A 17,997-nucleotide genomic window follows, 5' to 3' on the forward strand; every position below is an offset into this window, starting at 1 on the left:
CTATCCATTAGATTAACCCAAATGCTATTCGTACTCACAAGGTGGAACAAATAAGCGGAGAGTTTTCCGCTATTGATCATGAACAACTAAAAAGCGGCCTAATAAGCGGATTTTTTTCCGCTAAATCATCAAATCTTCCTTAATTTGAGGCATTTTTATTGAATAACGAAAAAAAATCCGTCTATTCGGGCAATATCAGTACCATCTACAAAAATAAGCGGGATTGCTCCGCTTATTTTTTATGAGCCATCTCAATTCCCTTTGGGAAACTCCGTTACCTCACAGATATTCCTGATCTCCTCCTTATTAACCAAGACGTTATTCTTTATTTCGCAACTTATGAACACTTGTCCATCTTCTCCCGTTGGATCGAAGAAAATTAAGACTTCTCCGTTTTTGACGTTTTCCTGAACGACCTTACTGAACGCATAGATCTGTTCCCAAATCTCCTCGGTATCGTCAAACGTCTTGTTCATTCTCACACTGGCAGATAACAAAGAATCTGTTTCTCGATAAGTTGGAAACCTTGCCTCTTTCACTTGATCTAGGCTCTCCCCCTGCACAGTACTTACCCCAAAATAAATGAGGTCTGGAAATACCTTCTTGACCTCAGTTTCAAAGTCTCGCTTCATTTCATATTCCCATGTTCGTTCGGGGTAATTGTCAACATAAAGGTACTGTCCATATCCTTGTGTTGCATGAAATTCTATTTCTTGATTTTGCAGAGGTGAGACAATGATTCCATATTTTCCATCTTTGAAGTTGTATATCATCTTTTTTACGTTAAATTCCTCTTTATATCGTTCATCTAAGTAGCTTATTAAATCCTTAGAAACAGATACCTTTTTCCAAGGGAGTCCGAACAAGGAAGAGTACAACAGTGCGGAAATCACCAAAATGATTGTTATTATCGTCAACCATATAAACTTCTTTCTTCTCACTTTCACCCTCTTCACTCCTTAGCGAATATTTTCCCATATAATCCGATTCTCTTCTTCACTGGCTTCTTGGAGATAAATTCCAATGAATACGACACCCATAACAAACGTTGTAAGTATTCCTCTTTTCTTTAGCGCTTTTACTCACGTCCTTTAGACGAAATTCATTTCTTTTCATTCTCAGAAGCCATCGGTTATTTAATAAGTTCATTCTACCCCCTCCGATCGTAACGACATAGTACTAACTTTTATTGGTACCATTAACCCAATCAAGAGTTTTTACTTTTTTCTGATTTGTGTTACATTTCTCAACAAGATGTGATAAAATACCAAATAATATGCCATAATTCAATAAATAGGAGGGCTTTTATGAATAAAAGTAGATTATTAAAAGGAGTGTTAGCCTTATCTCTATTTGCGTCTGGTTATTTTGCAGCTGCTGCTACTCCTTATGCTAATGCTAATTCAGACCAGTCTGTAAAGGTAATTGTTGATGGAAAAGGAGTGACGGGGCAATTGGTTGAGGGTCATGCGGTAGTATCTGCTCGTGCGATGGCCGATGCTCTCGGTCGTGTCGTAACTTGGGATTCAAAAGAAAACACAGTGCAGATTGAATCGCGGTTGGATACCATTATTAAAAGAGGAGTCATTCGAATTGGAACAACAGGGGATTACAAACCGTTTACTTACCTTAATCCAGAAACCAATACATATGAAGGACATGATATTGATACGGCAAAGCAGCTAGCTAAGGATTTAGGCGTAGAAGTAGAATTTGTACAAACTTCTTGGAGAAGACTGATGGATGATCTCTTGGCAGATAAATTTGATATAGCAATGGGTGGGATCTCTCGCACCTTGGAGCGTCAAAAGAAAGCTCAATTAACTACTCCATATCTAGACTATGGAAAATCTCCGTTGATTCGTCCTGAAGATAAGGATAAGTTTACAAGCCTTGATGCTATCGATCAACCTGGAGTTAAGATTGGGGTAAATCCTGGCGGTACGAATCAAAAGTTCGTAAATGAACATATAAAGAAAGCTGAAGTTATTGTCGTTGAGAATAACTTAGAGATTCCTGATATGGTTGCAGATGGTAAAGTGGACGTCATGATCACGGATAGTATTGAAGCTATCCGTTATGGAAAAGATAACCCTCGCCTCTACGCAGCCTTGGCCGATCGTACATTCACCAAAAGCCAGATGGGATACCTAATGCACCGTGGAGACTCGATCTTCTCGAATTGGGTTGATCTTTGGATGCAAGAGATGAAACTTAAAGGTGAATTTACAAAACTTGAAAAGAAATGGCTAGACTAGTGCTAAGATAGGTCGCAGATTTGCGACCTTTTTTTGTTCGCTTTCGTATATGTTTTATTTTCTATTGATATCAGAAAATCTCCCCACATTTGACCATTGATTCATGCACCCGTTTCATCGGCTACGCCTTTCGATTTTCACTGTAAGAAAACATTACATACATTACACCTTCGATCTTCCCAGCGCTTATAGTAACAATAACAAACCGAAAAGGAAGTGGAACACATGACTACTGACATCATTCTTCAGAAATCAGCGCCATACCGTTTATTAGAGGAGATTGCTGTGCAAAGCTCCGCTTTCGAATCGGAGATCTATCTCATGAAGGGAAATTTCAAAGCAAACGCCAAGAATCTTATAGATTTGATAACGCTGTCCCTGCACCCCTTTGACCATCTATTTCTGATCATCGAGGGAACCGATTCAAACGAAGCACAGGAAAAGATTGTTAAGTTGCTAAATTAAGAAGAATTTCTAAAGAAGCTTTTCTGCCTTCATAGGCTCTCTTCATGATAAGAAAAGCTTCTTTTATCTTTTGTACTATTTTTTAAATAAAACGTTTCCACCATCATCCACGCTTTTTTGTATTTCACCTAACCCTACTAGATAATTCAAATGCGCTAGTGTTTCACCCATAGCAAATCGCTGTTCATGAACAGTGAGTTCTCTTTTAAACAAGCGATTGCAGATATCATAGGCGGTCTCTTCCCCAATTACATCGTCTAAAACCTGTGCCAATCGTTCTTCATGGTGTTTTAGAATTTCATTGATACGTTCACCCACATCCGTAATGATTGGCCCATGACCAGGTAGTATGAGCGAAATTTCTAGACTCTGAATTCGATTCAGCGATTCTATATAAGCCTTCAGAGGGTTCTCCTCTCCATATCCATAATAAGAGATATTGGGAGTGATTTTCTTTAGGATGTGATCTCCGCCTAGCAAGACCTTTTCCTCTAAATTATAAAAGCACATGTGACCATCCGCATGTCCTGGTGTTGATATAGCTTCATATTTCAATTCCCCAATTTGCAGATATTCACCTTCTTCAAATGTCTCCAACCGCTTAGGCAAAGGCATGAGGTAAGAGTGAAATTTTTGATCATACTCTGCCATATCCACTAGTAAATCAGCTGGTAACCCGTTGTTTTCAAAAAACTCGCGAGTCTTTGAATACGTTGAGTCTTGCCAAACATATTGCGCCCAATAGCCTGCAAGTTTACTAATCTTAACTGGAGCTTGGGTCCATTCCTCCATTCGACCTGCAAACCCAAGATGATCAGGGTGATGATGAGTCAGAATGATATCATCAATATCCTCCGCCACATTAATTCCATTCGTCTCAAACGCCTCTTGCCATACATTCTCCGTCTCCTTCCGATTCAAACCTGTATCTATGATCTTCCATCGATTCCCTTGACGAGCCAGATAACAGTGAACATGATTAAGTCGAAAAGGAAGCGGGATCGTTATTTGATATAAACCATATTTCTCCATGAGTCTCCTCCTTTTCCCTCTATATTACCATAATCTATAAACTTATCTCTTCCATTTTGGGTGAATCAACTTCGTAATTCCGTAACCTTAACTAGAAAAAACCAGGGGAACCCCCCTGGCAACACTTCAAAAACTTTACGATTTATACTGATCATCATACAAGTGACAACTCACAAAACCGTTGTCAACGACGGTTTCTCTGGGCTTCACCGTCTTACAGACATCCATTCTATAGCTGCATCGAGTATGGAAGGAACAGCCTTCCGGTGGGGATGCTGGACTGGGCAAGTCCCCCTGAAGAATAATTCTCTCTTTTTTAACATCCGGATCTAATGAAGGGACTGCAGACATCAGGGCCTGTGTGTATGGATGTAGAGGTTTCTTAAATAATTGCTTTTTATCGGCCAGCTCTACTATTTTCCCTAAATACATAACCCCGATACGGTCACTCACATGTTTAACCACACTGAGATCATGTGCAATAAAAATATATGTTAAACCGTATGCTTCCTTTAAGTTTTGAAATAGGTTAAGAATTTGGGCTTGAACGGATACATCCAGAGCAGAAACCGGTTCATCAGCAATAATAAGCGATGGATTCACGGCTATCGCTCTGGCAATCCCAATTCTTTGCCGCTGACCACCACTGAACTCATGTGGATAGAAGCTTGCGTGCTTAGGCCTTAACCCAACGGTCATCAACAGCTCTGCTATCTTCTCTTTTCTCTCTTGATCTGTCTCACCGATGTGATGCGTAATTAAAGCCTCATTTAAGATTGATCCAACCGTCATTTGTGGATTCAGAGAAGCATAGGGATCTTGAAAAACAATTTGCATCTTACTTCGTAATTTTCTTAGTTCATTTTGATTTAAATGGGTTACTTCAATTCCATTAAACTTGACAGATCCAGCACTTGGCTCAATCAAACGGAGAATACTTCTGCCCATGGTTGACTTCCCGCATCCACTCTCACCTACAATGCCAAGTGTCTCGCCACGATTGACTTGGAATGAAATATCGTCGACCGCTTTAATAAAACCCTTGTTCCTTTGGAACAGACCTTTCCCAGTTGGAAAGTAGGTTTTTAAATGATCAACGGATAATAAAGTTTGACTCATGAGATTACCTCCTGTCCCTCATAAAGCCAGCACCTAACCAATTGACCTTGATGATTGAAAAGTGGTGGGTTTTGCTCGTGACACTTCTGAAACGAATGTTGACACCTGTCCCTAAACGCACACCCTGCCTTGATCATACCAAGAGTTGGAACATTCCCTTCTATCGGTTTTAGTGGATCATTACTTTCATCATCTATATCAGGAACAGAATTTAAAAGACCAATGGTATAGGGATGCTTAGGATGTTTGAAAAGTGTACGCACATCAGCCTGTTCTACAATTTGACCGTAATACATAACCATCACGCGATCAGCCATCTCTGCAATGACACCCAGGTCGTGCGTGATAAGCAATATGGATGTGTTGTATTGTTCTTTTAATTCATTCATAAGCTCTAGTATCTGAGCCTGAATCGTTACGTCGAGGGCTGTAGTCGGTTCGTCAGCAATAAGTAGTTTAGGATTGCATGCCATGGCCATCGCGATGACCACTCGTTGCCTCATGCCCCCGGACAATTGATGTGGATAATCGTTTATTATTTTTTCAGCCCTCGGGATTCCTACTTTTTTTAGCATTTCTATTGATTTCTGCTGGATCTCTTCTTTGCTTAGACTAGAGTGAAGATATATAACTTCTCCAATTTGTTTTCCGATCTTTTGAACAGGGTTCAAGGAAGTCATAGGCTCTTGAAAGATCATGGACACCCTATTCCCTCGTAGTGAGCGCATTTCTCTTTCTGACAATTGATTGATGTCTTGATCTTGGAGTATAATCTTCCCCTCAGCTAAACCGGAATGAGGAGGAATGAGTCTCATGAGTGAAAGAGAGGTCACACTTTTCCCGCATCCGGACTCACCTACGAGACCCACCGTTTCTCCTTCATTAATGCAAAAATTCAGGTCTCTTACAGCAGGAATAAGCTTCCCACCTTCTCCCTTGAATCTAATATTCATGTTTTCCACTCTCAGCAGCTCTTTTTGCCTTGTCTTGAGTTCCATCTTTCACTCCTCCTCTCGGTGGTATTTCTCTATATCACCCTGCTTTTCTATTCGCCCAAAAAATGTTGGTACGCGGTTTGAGCCATTTGAACGATTGTTCTTTCTGCGTCATAAGAAGAGGCCACACCTTTAGAAAACACGCTCATGACAAATGCCCCTTTGTTCTCTGGCATGTAGACAATACCTGCGTCGTTGACAATTGTTGCCAAGCTTCCGGTTTTATTTGCAATCTTTGTCCCATAAGGGATTAAACGCGGGATACGCTGCCGAAGCTGTTGCTTTAAAAGAATGTCAATGATGTCGTCCGAACAATCTTTAGAGACGAATTCTCCTTTGGCTATCATTTCTAGTAATCTTGTCATGTCCTTTGGAGTGCTTACGTTGTTTTCGGTAGATTCTTGGTAAACAATATTGTCCATATCATATTGGCTAGTATTCAAGCGACGAGTAATTTCGTTAAAGTCTTCCTTGTTATACGATTTTGGAGGGATGCCAACACAATGGCTTAAAAGTTCCCAAATGGAGTGCTTGATGTACATATTTTGCATCCCTGATTCATGCATTCTTCTTTGGACATGATCTGCTCCTAGTAAACCCAGAACTTTATCCGTTGCCAAATTATCACTTACGATGATCATCATCGTTGCCATATCTTTAATTGTGACTTCCACTCCAATTTCAAATTCCTTCAACACACCTGAACCGGGGACGAAGTCTTCTTCTCTTATAGGCATACGTTTGTGCAAGTCGATATTCCCTTTATACGCCTCTTCCATAAGGGCAGCAAGGATCGGAATCTTCACTACACTCGCTGTTTGAAATAGTCGGTTTTCGTTTATATTGACCTCTTCCTGGGTATTTAAATGTTTAATGGATACGCCAAACATCCCCACAGCTTCACTTGCAATGGATTCTATCTTCTGCTGTAAACTCATCATAATCACTCCTTTTAATTCATTTATTTTAATCTTGAATCTAAGGCATCCCGCAATCCATCACCTAATAAATTGAAGCCTAACACGACCAACATAATGGCCATACCAGGGAATAGTGTCATCCACCATGCTTGGGTTAAGAATGCCTTACCGACATAAACTAATGCACCCCATTCTGGGTTTGGCGGCTGTGCGCCAAGTCCAAGAAAACTTAAGGACGCAGCTGCTAAAATACTCACGCCGAACTCGAGCGTTGCTAGCACGACCACTGGAGAAGCGATATTAGGCAGAATGTGCTTAACGATAATCTTGCAATCTCTTACTCCTAATGCCACAGCGGAAGCAATGTATTCCTTCTCACGAACAGCCAGCACCGATCCTCTCACTACCCGTACAAAGGATGGAATAATTGCGATAGCGACAGCTAACATGGCATTTGTTAGCCCGACACCAAGGATAGCCACGATCACGATAGCCATAAGTAAGGATGGGAAAGACATAAGGATATCCATGAACTGCATAATATAGACATCAACTTTCCGATAATAGCCCGCGATCACACCTATAAGGATTCCGACACTCCCTGCAATTGAGACCGCAACAAGTCCCATAAGCAAAGAGACCCTTCCTCCATATAGAATGCGGGTGAATATATCTCTTCCGAATTCATCTGTACCCAACCAATGTTCAGAGCTAGGTGCCTGCAAACTATCCTCAAATCTCATTTCATTTACTGGATGGGTAGCAATATAAGGTGCAAATACCGAGATTACGATAAAAAATAAAAGAATGAAACCTCCAAACATGGCACTTTTGTTTCGTCTAAGTTTTTTCCATGCCATGTAAAAAAAAGATTGCGATCTCGGTTCTACTTCCTCGGACATGATGACCGGTGAATCGTTTTCCAATTTTACGTGTGCCATGAAGGTGACCCTCCCCTCGGAACGTGTGATGAGGGAGATAAGCTATCTGCCTTAGGGATTGTTTCTGTGTCCAGAGGTCAACAGCTTGTCTCCGTGAAGTGACATTGTTAGTCAAATTGGATTCGCGGATCTAATTTGGTATAAAGAAGATCTACTATTAAATTCACGAGAATGAACATAAAAGCCATGAACAGGATTAACCCCTGTACCGTTGGAATGTCTCTAGTTGCAATGGAGGAAACAACAAGGCTGCCTATGCCAGGCAAAGCAAAAACCGTTTCGGTAACGACTGCTCCTGCCAATAAGTATCCGAATTGCATTCCTATCAATGTAATGACGGGGATCAAAGCATTCTGCAAGCAGTGATGAAACACCAGTCGGTACAAATTTGCTCCTTTAGCCTGCGCTGTCCGAATGTAATCCTGCTTAATCACTTCCAGCATACTAGAACGTGTCATCCTAGCAATGTTTCCGGCTGAACCTAGCCCAAGGGTAATCGATGGAAGTATGAGGGAGTAAAAACCGGTGTACCCTGATATAGGAAAAACGCTCAAGTGATAAGAAAATATTAAAATTAAAAACAGAGCAATCCAAAAGCTAGGAGCAGATATACCAATCAGAGAAACTAGCATGGCCAGTCGATCGAATATCGTGTTATGTTTAACTGCAGCAATCGTACCCATGAGAATCCCTACAAATGACCCGAATAAAACACTATAAATAGCCAGTTGCGCAGTTATCGGAATTCGATTCAGAATCTCTTCCATGACACTATATCCTGTAATATATGAGGTCCCAAAGTCTCCCTGCATCACTCCAGACATATAGCTTAAATATTGGATCGGTAAGGGCTTATCCAGCCCTAACCGACTTTCTAATTCTTTGACCATTTCTTCCGTTGCGAAGTCCCCTAGTATATAAGTTACAGGATTGCCTGGAATTAAATGGACCATCATAAATACGATTAGAGAGACACCAATTAAGGTCATGACCATGGCGAGTAATCTCTTAAGGAAATAATTTGTCACCGCAATCCCTCCTCAATCTGGCAACTAGTTGATTACTGTCCTACTTCTACCTCTTTCCATTGAATGGCATTGGAGATCGGATGCATCTCAAACTTCTCGAGTCCTCGAGTGGCAGTAATGCTTTCCCTTACAAATAAAGGTACAAACGGAGTTTGCTCAAGCAGGAACTCTTGTGCTTCCTCATATAGCTTGAGGCGGGCTTTTGTGTCTGTTTCAACTCTAGCTCGCTGCAAGATATGATCCAATTCATCAACCTCATAGTGTAATCTAGTCGATCTTCCCTTACCGAATAATAGGAAGTACATCACATCAGCGTCAAACCAGCCGTAGGTCCATAGAATCATCTGGTGTGCACCTTTTGGCGTTTGCTCAATAATTGCTGCAGATTCTTTAACCGCTATTTTGACTTCGATTCCAACTTCTTTTAACTGATTCTGAATAATCTGTGCTGCACGTTGCTTAGCCGGCTCGTTGGTGACCCATAAATCAACTGAGAAGGGCTTCCCATCTTTCATCACAATTCCGTTCGCATTCGTTTCACTCCAGCCTGCTTCAGCAAGCAGTTGTTTTGCTTTTTCGACGTTGTGAGCATATTTCTCTTTTGCTTTATCCTCAATTGTCTGACTATACCCAAATACTACACTAGGAAGCGGACCAAATACGGGTTTAGCTTCCCCTCTCATCGTTGTCTGAATGATCGGTTCACGGTCAACCGCCAATGCTATTGCTTGTCTTACCCTAACATCTTGGAATATCGGGAGTTTATTATTCCAGCCTAAATAATTGAGTACATAGTCTGGCACCCGCTCGAGCGTGACTCCAGGTTCCTTCTCAAGTTCTTCCACATATTGAATGGGGACATTCAGCAAAACATTCACCGTCCCCTTCTTAAATTCCAATAATCTCGTTTCATCATCTGGGATAAATCTGAAGGTCACCTTATCAAAGCCTGGTGCACCCTTCTCTCCCCAATCCGCTTTTTCATTTGGCTTATAAACCAAGGAATCTCCCCTCTTAATCTCAACTAACTCCAAAGGACCTGATGCGCTAGGATTTTTCTCAAATCCTTCTCCTTGTCTATCTAACACGGAAACATCCAAGGGAGCTAAAAACTCTGAGGTTGCATTACTGAAAAATGGGGCATAAGGCTCAGCCCATCGGATCTTGAAAGTATTTTCATCCACAACATCTATGCCCTCTACCGTACCCAGATTAGAGTTAAAGGGAGAAATTGCCATCATTCGTTCAAAAGATTTTTTTACAGCTTCTGCATTAACTGGTTTTCCTGAGTGAAATTCCAGCCCTGTTTTTAATTTAAATGTACCTTCTTTACCATCTGAAGACATGCTGTATTCCTCTACTAAATTCGGCACGATATTTCCGTCTTTATCCCTTTTAAATAACGTTTCATACAAGGGTTCAGTAGCATCTTCAATGGAAGAGGTCTTATGAACATCCACTGAATCTGGTTCTGTAACCATCGCAACGACAATCTCTCGATTCGAAGGACTATCTTTTGAATCTGTGGAAGTTTGATCCGTTGAACCGCATCCAGAAAGAACAACCGAGAAAAGTAAAGTCAAGACAATAGAGATGTTCGTTATCTTCCTCATAAATTGCATACCCCTCTTCCGTTTTATTTGAATATTCGGTATATTTAAGTTACAAGATAACCCTGTTTTGTCTATTCTTTGTTCCCTTATACAATACCTGGTAAGCCGTATAGAGTCTTTGAGTGATCGAACCTGGCTTACCATCTCCGATAGTTTGACCATCAACAGAACAAATGGGCAACAGTTCTGTAGTTGTACTTGTAATAAAGATTTCATCGCTATCCATAAAAAATTCTGTCGTCATTTCCTTTTCTTCCAATGCGATGCCTAATTCTTTGCACAAGCCAATAACTGCCTGACGGGTTATCCCTGACAAAATCTTTTTACTTAGGGGCGTCGTGTAGACTACTTGACCTTTCACTACAAATACGTTGCTACTAGAACCTTCAGTAATCAGCCCATCCCTGATAAAAACAGCTTCATAATGTCCAGCAGAGTAAGCGGCTTGTTTTGCTAAGACATTAGGCAGTAGATTTAGTGATTTAATATAACAGTTAGCCCAACGTTCATCATCCATTAAAGTTACAGAAGCGCCATTTCTTCTAAGTTCTTCTGAGACTAGTCTCACAGGCCGAATCGTCATACTGAGGGAAGCGGGGCATTGAGGAAAATGATGTTGCCTAGGGGATATCCCCCGTGTGACCTGAATGTAAACCTCTGCATCGGTCAATCCAGAAATCTCTATTCCCTGGTTAATGATTTCTTTAAGCTGGTCTAGTGATTGATTGGGTTCAATTTGAACGGCTTCAGCGCTGCGCATTAGGCGCTCTAGGTGTTCATCTGCCATGAATGGCATCGAGTTATAGACTCGAATCACTTCATATACGCCATCGCCAAATTGGTGTCCTCTCTCATCAATTGGAATAACTTCTTCTTCAATAGAAATAAATCTACCGTTGATAAAACCTATACTAATTTTAAATACCCCCTGTCTATTTATCATTTACAGCTACAAGTTTAGGGAAATTTATGTTATTATTAATAAAATCTTAATATTAAAATTATTGATAATCAAATAGCAATTCTTTATATATGTATAAAAAATATCTATACGGGTATTGGGGAGGGCACGTGTGAAATGAATTTTGAACAACTTGAGGCTTTTATCTATGTAGCCGAAACAAGAAGTTTCAGTAAAGCGGGAGACATCCTCTTCTTATCCCAGCCCTCAGTAAGCTCAAGGGTAAAATCACTTGAGGATCAGATGGGTTGTTCCTTATTTAATCGTTCTTCACAAGGGATTTCGTTAACTATTGCTGGAGAGACATTCCTGCCGTATGCTCAAAAATTATTACAATATCAACAAGAAGGAATGCTATCCGTTGACAACGTAAAAAACCACTATAAGGGTGAATTGTCTTTTTCTAGTGTATTAATAGCTGCGAACTATATTATTCCCGATATTATTCATCAGTTCCATTATCTTTACCCACAAATCAAAACGACCATTCATACAGGTCACTCCAAGGATATACTAAACATGGTTCTTGAACGCCAAGTACCGCTAGGCATCGCACGTTCCATTAGTCATCCTCTTATTGAGTCCATGCATTTAATAGATGACGAAATGATTCTTGTCGTTTACCCGCAGCACCACTACTCTAGCAGAGACACCATATCCATTGAAGAAGTTGCAACTGAGCCGCTTATTTTATTTAACCGTGGCTCCCTCGATTGGACGCTGATCCATAGTGCCTTTAAACGTTTAGCTATCAAGCCGAATGTCATTATGGAGGTAGATAGCATTGAAGTAGCAAAGAAGGTAGTCAGTAAGAAAACAGGGATCGCTATCCTTCCCAAATTTGCTGTAGAAGAGGAGCTAAAGTCAAATGAACTTCGCGAGGTAGTAATCTCAAACATTCCTAAAATCAACCGTCCGTTTGAACTCATCTATTTAAAAGAATCAACCTTCGATGAAAATACAAAACTGTTTAAGGAATTTTTAATTAAAGCAATAAAAGAAGGAAAACGCAGCAAATAAAAAACAATGAAGGATGAAGATCCTTTATCCCACTAACAGACGACCGGAAACGGGTGATAAGGTGGACAAGCTTGATATTCCCACTTCGCCTCTCCACGGCTCCAATTCCAAACACCAAGTGCTGCTCCACATGAATCAAGAGTGTGGGATTCTAGTGCCACTTCTTGTGGCACATCATAAACTTTCCATATTGGGAAATGAGTTAAGATGCTACTCCTATCCTCAAAATCGGTTTTATAATTTAAAACAACATCAATCTTGTCCGTCATTCGCATTCCAAACACGGCTCCTGGATGAACTTCCGCGATTCGGATCCTATTCCTTGTAGGTAAGGATAACAACGTTCTTGTGAGTGTAACACCTCTTAACGTTAAGTACACCATCTTTGTAAAGGTAGGTGGCATAATCGAACTTTTTCTCATACCTACATCGCCTATTGCTATCTGAAGCTCGCGGTCTTGTGCACGAAGACCCCCTCCATCTTGATAAGAAAGCGGAGCATCTAATCCAATGTAAAGGGTTTGTTCAGCACTAAGCTCTGTTATGATACGAATGATTTGATCATCGGAGACCTTTTTCCATTGTTGTTCAAAGTACAAACCCTCTTCACTCTCTCTAAAAATTGTCATCACGGTATCCTGATGATTAGCCGGTCCTGCTAAATCAATTCCTATTACCCTCATACAATAACTCCTTTTTTTAACTTTTGTTTAGCAATTGTTATTACAAAGAAGGCTAAAGCCCATTTTGCTCACATAGATCCATCAGACATAATACGATGTATTGTTTCTTAAACAAATACCCAGAGGAGGAATCGTGTTGAACGATCATTTTAATCGACAAGTCCCTACAAACCCATGGCAGATGCCTGGATTTCCGGGTTGGGGGCAACAACCTGGTGTCCCCGGAGCAGGACAACAACCCGGAATCCCTAATTGGGGGCAACAACCTGGAATGACCGGATGGGGGCAACAACCCGGAATGCCTGGGTGGGGGCAACAGCCTGGAATGACCGGGTGGGGGCAACAACCTGGGATGACAGGATGGGGGCAACAACCCGGAATGCCTGGATGGGGGCAACAACCCGGGATGCCTGGATGGGGGCAGCAACTCGGGATGCCTGGATGGGGACAACAACCCGGGATGCCTGGATGGGGACAGTTACCCGGTACCCCAAGAACTGATTACTTAGATGAAGAAGAATATTAATTTATATAATAATAGCCGCACATTACCCGGCTACATAGGCGGAGAAATTCCGCCTATTTCTAATTTTGTGCTAAAAACGAACCAAATAAGCGGATGTAATTCCGCTATATGTACAAAAGCTCCTAAATTGAGGGCATCAACAGCAAATAGCGGAAAAGATTCCCGCTATCAGAATGATTTCTATGGCTTTCTTAAAAATAAGCGGAAATTCTCCGCTTAACGCCTATTCTAACCGAGTCTAGTCTATCCATTAAGTTCCACTCGTTCCTGATCTCTTCGATCTAACTCCTTCTTAGGAACACCTCTTCGGTTTACCATCCAAACCCCCAAAAGCATAAACCCAGAGCCTATAAATTGTATAGGTTGAAACCACTCATCTAATATAATTGCGGACAATAGAAGGCCAAATATGGGTACCAAATTCATAAACATGACAGCACGTGAAGGGCCTATTCCTTTCACTCCAACATAGTAGAACCAACTGGCCAACACGGTTGGAAATATACCAAGATATATTTGGTATAACCAAAAATCATTTCCATAACTCCCCCACTCTATCGTAACCATATCAGGTAATGCAATCAGTCCTAAGACAAGAGTTCCAAATAACATGGAGTATGCTGACAATAATAATGGATCTACTTTTCCCAAAATCTTTTTACTCATCAAGGTGTACACGGCCCAACAGAATGCACCTGCAAGAAATAACAGATCACCGATCATGCGGTCGCTCATTCCGCTTTCATATGTAGATACTGCTAAAAAGAAAAAGAACGCACCGACAAGACTGCTTGTTAATCCAAGTGACCTTTGCCAGCCTAATCTTTCATTTAAAAAAACTGCAGCCAGTAATACGGTGATGACTGGGCTAAGTGTAGGAATGATCACACTTCCGTCTGAAGCTTTAGTAAAAGCGAGTGCACCAAAGAACAGTAGATTATAAATGGCTACCCCAATTACGCCTAAATTGAAAGTACCCCACCAGCTTCCACGTGGAACTAACCGAACTTGAGGATTTCTTAGACGCAAACCAAACAAAAGAATGAAGCAAAAGACAGTACCAAAAGCAAAACGTAGAAAAGCAGCAACCTGTACCTGAACAGCTCCAACAGAAATTTTTGAAACAACAAAAGCACTTCCCCAAAAAACCATAGTGATAACGAGTAATAGATAAATCAGTAAAGGTGACCGCATTTGAGATTCGCCTTCCATCTTCCTTAACCTCCTCTTATGCACGAATCTTCAACTAAATAATACATCTGTAACTTGTAATATATCGCATATTGATAAAATATGGAAGAAAATTGTGAGGAACGTTATTCTTCCTTATTTGACCCAGCGATTTTTTTGTCTTCACCTCTTAAGAAGTGGGAAATTTCATACAGCTAAGAGGATCTATTTATCTCTAGTAAATCCATTCATAAAAAGCTAAAGACCGCATGCAAAATAATGCAGCGGTCTTTCTTGTTTATTCTATAATCTCGTCAGCTTGCTTCAACAGCTCATCAGGCAATACAATGCCAAAGCGTTCTGCAGCTTGTTTGTTGATATAAAGCTTCAAGTTTTTCTGTGTCTCCACAGGCATTTCTCCAGGCTGGCCTTGACCGGATAGAACCTTCAACGCCATCTCCCCTGTTTGTCTGCCTAATTCATAATAGTCAATTCCATAAGTGATCAGGGCCCCTTTCTTCACGGCTTCTGATTCACCTGCAATAACGGGAAGCTTCTCCTTCTCTGCCAGCATAAAGATGGTGTCTAATGCAGAATATACCGTGTTATCTGTTCCGATATAAAAAGCATCAATGTCTCCAAGAGACTCGGCTGCTTGCTTGACCTCTGAACTGTTTGTAACTGCACGCTCGATGAGCTCTAACCCTAATTCAGGAGCGATTTTTTTCGCCAAGTCAATCTGTATAACCGAGTTGGCCTCCCCAGAATTATATAAAACGCCTACCTTCTTTGCATCAGGTTTTACTGCCTTAATTAGTTCTAGCTGTTCCCGAATCGGGTTCATATCCGACGTTCCTGTAATATTTGCCCCTGGTCGATCCATATCAGAAACAATTTTGGCTGATAATGGATCTGTAACCGCTGTAAATACGATAGGGATGTCCTTCACCGTCTGAGCGACAGCTTGTGTTGTTGGAGTGGCAATAGAAAACACTAAGTTCGGTCTGTCACTTGAAAACTTTTGTCCAATAGCGATAGCTGTATTCATATCTCCTTGAGCGTTTTGAAAATCGTAGGTGACTTTAGTGCCTTCTTCGTACCCGTTTTCGTTTAGATAATCAATGAACCCATTCTTCGCTGCATCAAGGGCGGGATGTTCTACAATTTGAGAAATCCCAATTCGAATAGATTCTTCCGACGATGATGCTGCACTTTGTTCTTCCGTTCCTCCACAACCGGTTAGTAAAACCATTGCAGCCAAACTACTGATTAAAAATGATTCCCTCAAAAATCTCCTCATAACCCCTATCCTCTCTTGGGATCTAGACGTACATGTAACGCCTTTTCCTCTTTTTTCAAAAGATTATAAAGTGAAAAAAGAATTTTAACAATAAAGTAAACTAACGCAAAACTGCGTTAAAGTAATTTTAATGTTAAAATGATGGAATTATTATTCTATTTTTGAAAGGAAGAGGGTCAATGAAAAAAATAGGATTCATTGGTTTAGGGGCAATGGGGTCACCTATTGCTAGGAATCTAGTACAAGCGGGATATCCCCTTTATGTCACATATCATAGAAATAAAAAGCCGGCCGAAGAATTACAGGAGAAAGGGGCAGTTATCTGCCACTCGTACCAAGAGCTTGCAGAAGCAGTTGATGTCATCTTTACTTGTGTTCCTGATTCACCAGAAATGGAAGAGGTTCTTTTTGGTGAGAAAGGACTTGAGGCTGGATTGAAGCAAGGCCATGTCATTTTTGATATGAGTACGATTGATCTGACCCTTAGCAAGAAGTTTGCTAAACGACTTGAGGTCAAAGGTGTTTACTTCTTTGATGCACCTATCAGCGGCGGAACGAAAGGAGCGAAGAACGCCACCCTTGCCATTATGGCCGGTGGTGATCAAGAAATTTTCGAGGAAAACCGAGCTATTCTAGAGGCCATTGGAAAAACCATTGTTTATTGTGGATCGAATGGTCTTGGACTAGCGGCTAAGATGGCCAATAATCTTATTGCTGCCTCCCAGCAAGTTGCCATATCGGAGGCGCTCTCTATTGCGATTAAAGCGGGTATTGATCCCGACGCACTCTATCAGGTACTTCAGGGAGGTACGGCCGCTAGCCCCATACTTGATGCTAAGTTTTCCTCCTATCTGCGTGAAGATTACACTCCCAGCTTTAAACTAGAACTGATGTGCAAAGACTTGAATATTATCACGTCTGTTGCCAAAAAACTAGGAACACCTACCCTTGTTGGAAGCGTCGTAGAACAAGTCTATCACATGTGTAAGGAAGAGCACGGAGATAAGGACAGCGGAGCAGTTGCCCTCTTTTATCAGGAGCAAGCAGGAGTCTCCTTTAAGTCAAGGAAGGGATAAAATATGGAAGGCGAGGCTTTTATACGCCCCGCCTCTCTCCTTTCATTTACTCATAATAAACTATTAGACGGATAAAGTTGCTCTTGGATCAACCCTCTTTTCATTTTTTCATACAATGATATAATTCCTTTTAGAAAGGAAGGATATCATTTGGAAATACAAATTATTTTTATCATTGCAATCTTGTTCATTGGTAGTTTCATACAAGGAACGAGTGGATTTGGTTTTGGGCTTTTCTCGATGGGGCTTCTTCCTATCATGCTCACGTTAAAAGATAGTACCTTGTTAGTCATGTCCTTAACCTTAATCACCTCTTCTCTCATTGTAGCGAGAGTCTACAAATATATTGAATGGAAGGGTTTATTGATCATTCTAGGCATGGCCTTGATAGGGCGAGTTTTTTCCTTCTTCGTCCTTAACCAATACGGGAATTTACACGTAATGAAACAGGGACTTGGACTATTTTTAATCTTCATGGTCATCTTTCTCCTGTTAAACAAGGATCAGACGAATTCCTCCATTAAATTGAACCCTGCTTTTCCTGTATTACTTGGTTTTCTGGGTGGATTTATTGGTGGTGTATTTGCAGTCGGTGGCCCTTTCTTTGTTTTCTATTACCTTATGCTTTATGAGGAGAAGCATCGATACAATGCAAATCTTCAAACAACCTTTGTATTTACCAGTTTGCTTACTCTTCTCTTGCATGGCTTCCATGGAGACTTTCATGGTACCCTTGTCCTTTACTTCCTACTAGGAGCTGTCAGTGTTTTTATAGGTTCTACAATGGGACTAAAGTGGTTTGAGAAACTCCCTCGAGACCAAATAAAGAAATATGCAAGCTTTATTATCTTTATTGCAGGCCTTAATCTCATTCTCTTTTCCTAAGAAGA

General features: G+C 40.9%; 18 protein-coding genes. 6 read left to right on the forward strand and 12 right to left on the reverse strand.

Annotation, left to right across the window (positions count from 1 at the left end; translation table 11 throughout):
- Positions 1–251: 251 nt before the first annotated feature.
- Positions 252–947, reverse strand: a complete 696-nt coding sequence (locus tag EIZ39_RS15910) for a YfjL-like protein (RefSeq protein ID WP_129200966.1) — start codon at positions 945–947, stop codon at positions 252–254.
- Between the two features lie 360 nt (positions 948–1,307).
- Here EIZ39_RS15910 and EIZ39_RS15915 point away from each other — a divergent pair, with 360 nt between their 5' ends.
- Together EIZ39_RS15915 and EIZ39_RS15920 are read left to right on the forward strand one after the other, a co-directional pair.
- Positions 1,308–2,258 carry a transporter substrate-binding domain-containing protein gene (locus EIZ39_RS15915; RefSeq protein WP_240675830.1) on the forward strand — a complete coding sequence of 317 codons (951 nt, stop codon included), beginning with the start codon at positions 1,308–1,310 and terminating at the stop codon, positions 2,256–2,258.
- A 225-nt stretch (positions 2,259–2,483) separates the two neighbouring features.
- Complete coding sequence (locus EIZ39_RS15920) at positions 2,484–2,723, forward strand: HPr family phosphocarrier protein (RefSeq protein ID WP_129200967.1); 240 nt, start codon at positions 2,484–2,486, stop codon at positions 2,721–2,723.
- 75 nt (positions 2,724–2,798) lie between these two features.
- On the opposite strand, the gene EIZ39_RS15925 is transcribed toward EIZ39_RS15920, so the two are convergent.
- From EIZ39_RS15925 to dat, 8 genes are all read right to left on the reverse strand, one after another.
- Positions 2,799–3,755: an MBL fold metallo-hydrolase gene (locus EIZ39_RS15925; RefSeq protein ID WP_129200968.1), complete on the reverse strand. Its 957-nt coding sequence runs from the start codon at positions 3,753–3,755 to the stop codon at positions 2,799–2,801.
- 135 nt (positions 3,756–3,890) lie between these two features.
- Positions 3,891–4,874: an ABC transporter ATP-binding protein gene (locus tag EIZ39_RS15930; protein WP_129200969.1), complete on the reverse strand. Its 984-nt coding sequence runs from the start codon at positions 4,872–4,874 to the stop codon at positions 3,891–3,893.
- A complete protein-coding gene (locus EIZ39_RS15935) occupies positions 4,871–5,872 on the reverse strand; it encodes an ABC transporter ATP-binding protein (protein WP_129200970.1) in 1,002 nt (333 codons plus the stop codon). Before EIZ39_RS15935 ends, EIZ39_RS15930 begins: the two co-directional genes overlap by 4 nt.
- A gap of 47 nt (positions 5,873–5,919) precedes the next feature.
- The gene (locus EIZ39_RS15940) at positions 5,920–6,810 is read right to left on the reverse strand and encodes a serine hydrolase (protein ID WP_129200971.1); all 891 of its coding nucleotides are present in this window, start codon (positions 6,808–6,810) and stop codon (positions 5,920–5,922) included.
- Positions 6,811–6,830: 20 nt separating this feature from the next.
- On the reverse strand, positions 6,831–7,691 hold the full coding sequence (locus EIZ39_RS15945; RefSeq protein WP_483296044.1) for an ABC transporter permease: 861 nt from the start codon (positions 7,689–7,691) through the stop codon (positions 6,831–6,833).
- A 146-nt stretch (positions 7,692–7,837) separates the two neighbouring features.
- Positions 7,838–8,758, reverse strand: coding sequence for an ABC transporter permease (locus EIZ39_RS15950; protein WP_129200973.1), 921 nt, complete (start codon positions 8,756–8,758; stop codon positions 7,838–7,840).
- 32 nt (positions 8,759–8,790) lie between these two features.
- Positions 8,791–10,371, reverse strand: a complete 1,581-nt coding sequence (locus EIZ39_RS15955; protein WP_164985128.1) for an ABC transporter substrate-binding protein — start codon at positions 10,369–10,371, stop codon at positions 8,791–8,793.
- A 49-nt stretch (positions 10,372–10,420) separates the two neighbouring features.
- Positions 10,421–11,314, reverse strand: a complete 894-nt coding sequence (gene dat, locus EIZ39_RS15960; protein WP_240675831.1) for a D-amino-acid transaminase — start codon at positions 11,312–11,314, stop codon at positions 10,421–10,423.
- 135 nt (positions 11,315–11,449) lie between these two features.
- On the opposite strand from dat, the gene EIZ39_RS15965 reads away from it, so the two are divergent.
- Positions 11,450–12,352 carry a LysR family transcriptional regulator gene (locus EIZ39_RS15965; RefSeq protein ID WP_129200975.1) on the forward strand — a complete coding sequence of 301 codons (903 nt, stop codon included), beginning with the start codon at positions 11,450–11,452 and terminating at the stop codon, positions 12,350–12,352.
- 32 nt (positions 12,353–12,384) lie between these two features.
- Here EIZ39_RS15965 and EIZ39_RS15970 read toward each other — a convergent pair whose 3' ends face one another.
- Entirely contained in the window at positions 12,385–13,035 is a 651-nt protein-coding gene (locus EIZ39_RS15970) for a DUF429 domain-containing protein (protein ID WP_129200976.1), read from the reverse strand.
- 136 nt (positions 13,036–13,171) lie between these two features.
- Here EIZ39_RS15970 and EIZ39_RS27095 point away from each other — a divergent pair, with 136 nt between their 5' ends.
- Positions 13,172–13,561 (forward strand): hypothetical protein, encoded by a 390-nt coding sequence (locus tag EIZ39_RS27095; RefSeq protein WP_205668569.1) that lies wholly within the window; start codon positions 13,172–13,174, stop codon positions 13,559–13,561.
- 243 nt (positions 13,562–13,804) lie between these two features.
- On the opposite strand, the gene EIZ39_RS15980 is transcribed toward EIZ39_RS27095, so the two are convergent.
- Positions 13,805–14,773, reverse strand: a complete 969-nt coding sequence (locus tag EIZ39_RS15980) for a DMT family transporter (protein ID WP_129200977.1) — start codon at positions 14,771–14,773, stop codon at positions 13,805–13,807.
- Between the two features lie 256 nt (positions 14,774–15,029).
- Positions 15,030–16,031 (reverse strand): ABC transporter substrate-binding protein, encoded by a 1,002-nt coding sequence (locus EIZ39_RS15985; RefSeq protein ID WP_129200978.1) that lies wholly within the window; start codon positions 16,029–16,031, stop codon positions 15,030–15,032.
- A 179-nt stretch (positions 16,032–16,210) separates the two neighbouring features.
- Between EIZ39_RS15985 and EIZ39_RS15990 the strand changes: the two genes are divergently transcribed.
- Entirely contained in the window at positions 16,211–17,107 is an 897-nt protein-coding gene (locus tag EIZ39_RS15990; RefSeq protein WP_129200979.1) for an NAD(P)-dependent oxidoreductase, read from the forward strand.
- Positions 17,108–17,257: 150 nt separating this feature from the next.
- A complete protein-coding gene (locus EIZ39_RS15995) occupies positions 17,258–17,992 on the forward strand; it encodes a sulfite exporter TauE/SafE family protein (RefSeq protein ID WP_129200980.1) in 735 nt (244 codons plus the stop codon).
- Positions 17,993–17,997: the final 5 nt, after the last annotated feature.

The sequence above is a fragment of the Ammoniphilus sp. CFH 90114 genome, from assembly GCF_004123195.1.
GTDB lineage: Bacteria > Bacillota > Bacilli > Aneurinibacillales > RAOX-1 > YIM-78166.

Excerpts from the sequence above, each read along its gene's own strand:
- EIZ39_RS15935 (WP_129200970.1), bottom strand. The coding sequence starts at position 5,872 with ATGGAACTCAAGACAAGGCAAAAAGAGCTGCTGAGAGTGGAAAACATG.
- EIZ39_RS15985 (WP_129200978.1), bottom strand. The coding sequence starts at position 16,031 with ATGAGGAGATTTTTGAGGGAATCATTTTTAATCAGTAGTTTGGCTGCA.
- EIZ39_RS15945 (WP_483296044.1), bottom strand. The coding sequence starts at position 7,691 with ATGTCCGAGGAAGTAGAACCGAGATCGCAATCTTTTTTTTACATGGCA.
- EIZ39_RS15925 (WP_129200968.1), bottom strand. The coding sequence starts at position 3,755 with ATGGAGAAATATGGTTTATATCAAATAACGATCCCGCTTCCTTTTCGA.
- EIZ39_RS15965 (WP_129200975.1), top strand. The coding sequence starts at position 11,450 with ATGAATTTTGAACAACTTGAGGCTTTTATCTATGTAGCCGAAACAAGA.
- dat (WP_240675831.1), bottom strand. The coding sequence starts at position 11,314 with ATGATAAATAGACAGGGGGTATTTAAAATTAGTATAGGTTTTATCAAC.
- EIZ39_RS15980 (WP_129200977.1), bottom strand. The coding sequence starts at position 14,773 with ATGGAAGGCGAATCTCAAATGCGGTCACCTTTACTGATTTATCTATTA.
- EIZ39_RS15940 (WP_129200971.1), bottom strand. The coding sequence starts at position 6,810 with ATGATGAGTTTACAGCAGAAGATAGAATCCATTGCAAGTGAAGCTGTG.
- EIZ39_RS15970 (WP_129200976.1), bottom strand. The coding sequence starts at position 13,035 with ATGAGGGTAATAGGAATTGATTTAGCAGGACCGGCTAATCATCAGGAT.
- EIZ39_RS15930 (WP_129200969.1), bottom strand. The coding sequence starts at position 4,874 with ATGAGTCAAACTTTATTATCCGTTGATCATTTAAAAACCTACTTTCCA.
- EIZ39_RS15920 (WP_129200967.1), top strand. The coding sequence starts at position 2,484 with ATGACTACTGACATCATTCTTCAGAAATCAGCGCCATACCGTTTATTA.
- EIZ39_RS15955 (WP_164985128.1), bottom strand. The coding sequence starts at position 10,371 with ATGAGGAAGATAACGAACATCTCTATTGTCTTGACTTTACTTTTCTCG.
- EIZ39_RS15990 (WP_129200979.1), top strand. The coding sequence starts at position 16,211 with ATGAAAAAAATAGGATTCATTGGTTTAGGGGCAATGGGGTCACCTATT.
- EIZ39_RS15915 (WP_240675830.1), top strand. The coding sequence starts at position 1,308 with ATGAATAAAAGTAGATTATTAAAAGGAGTGTTAGCCTTATCTCTATTT.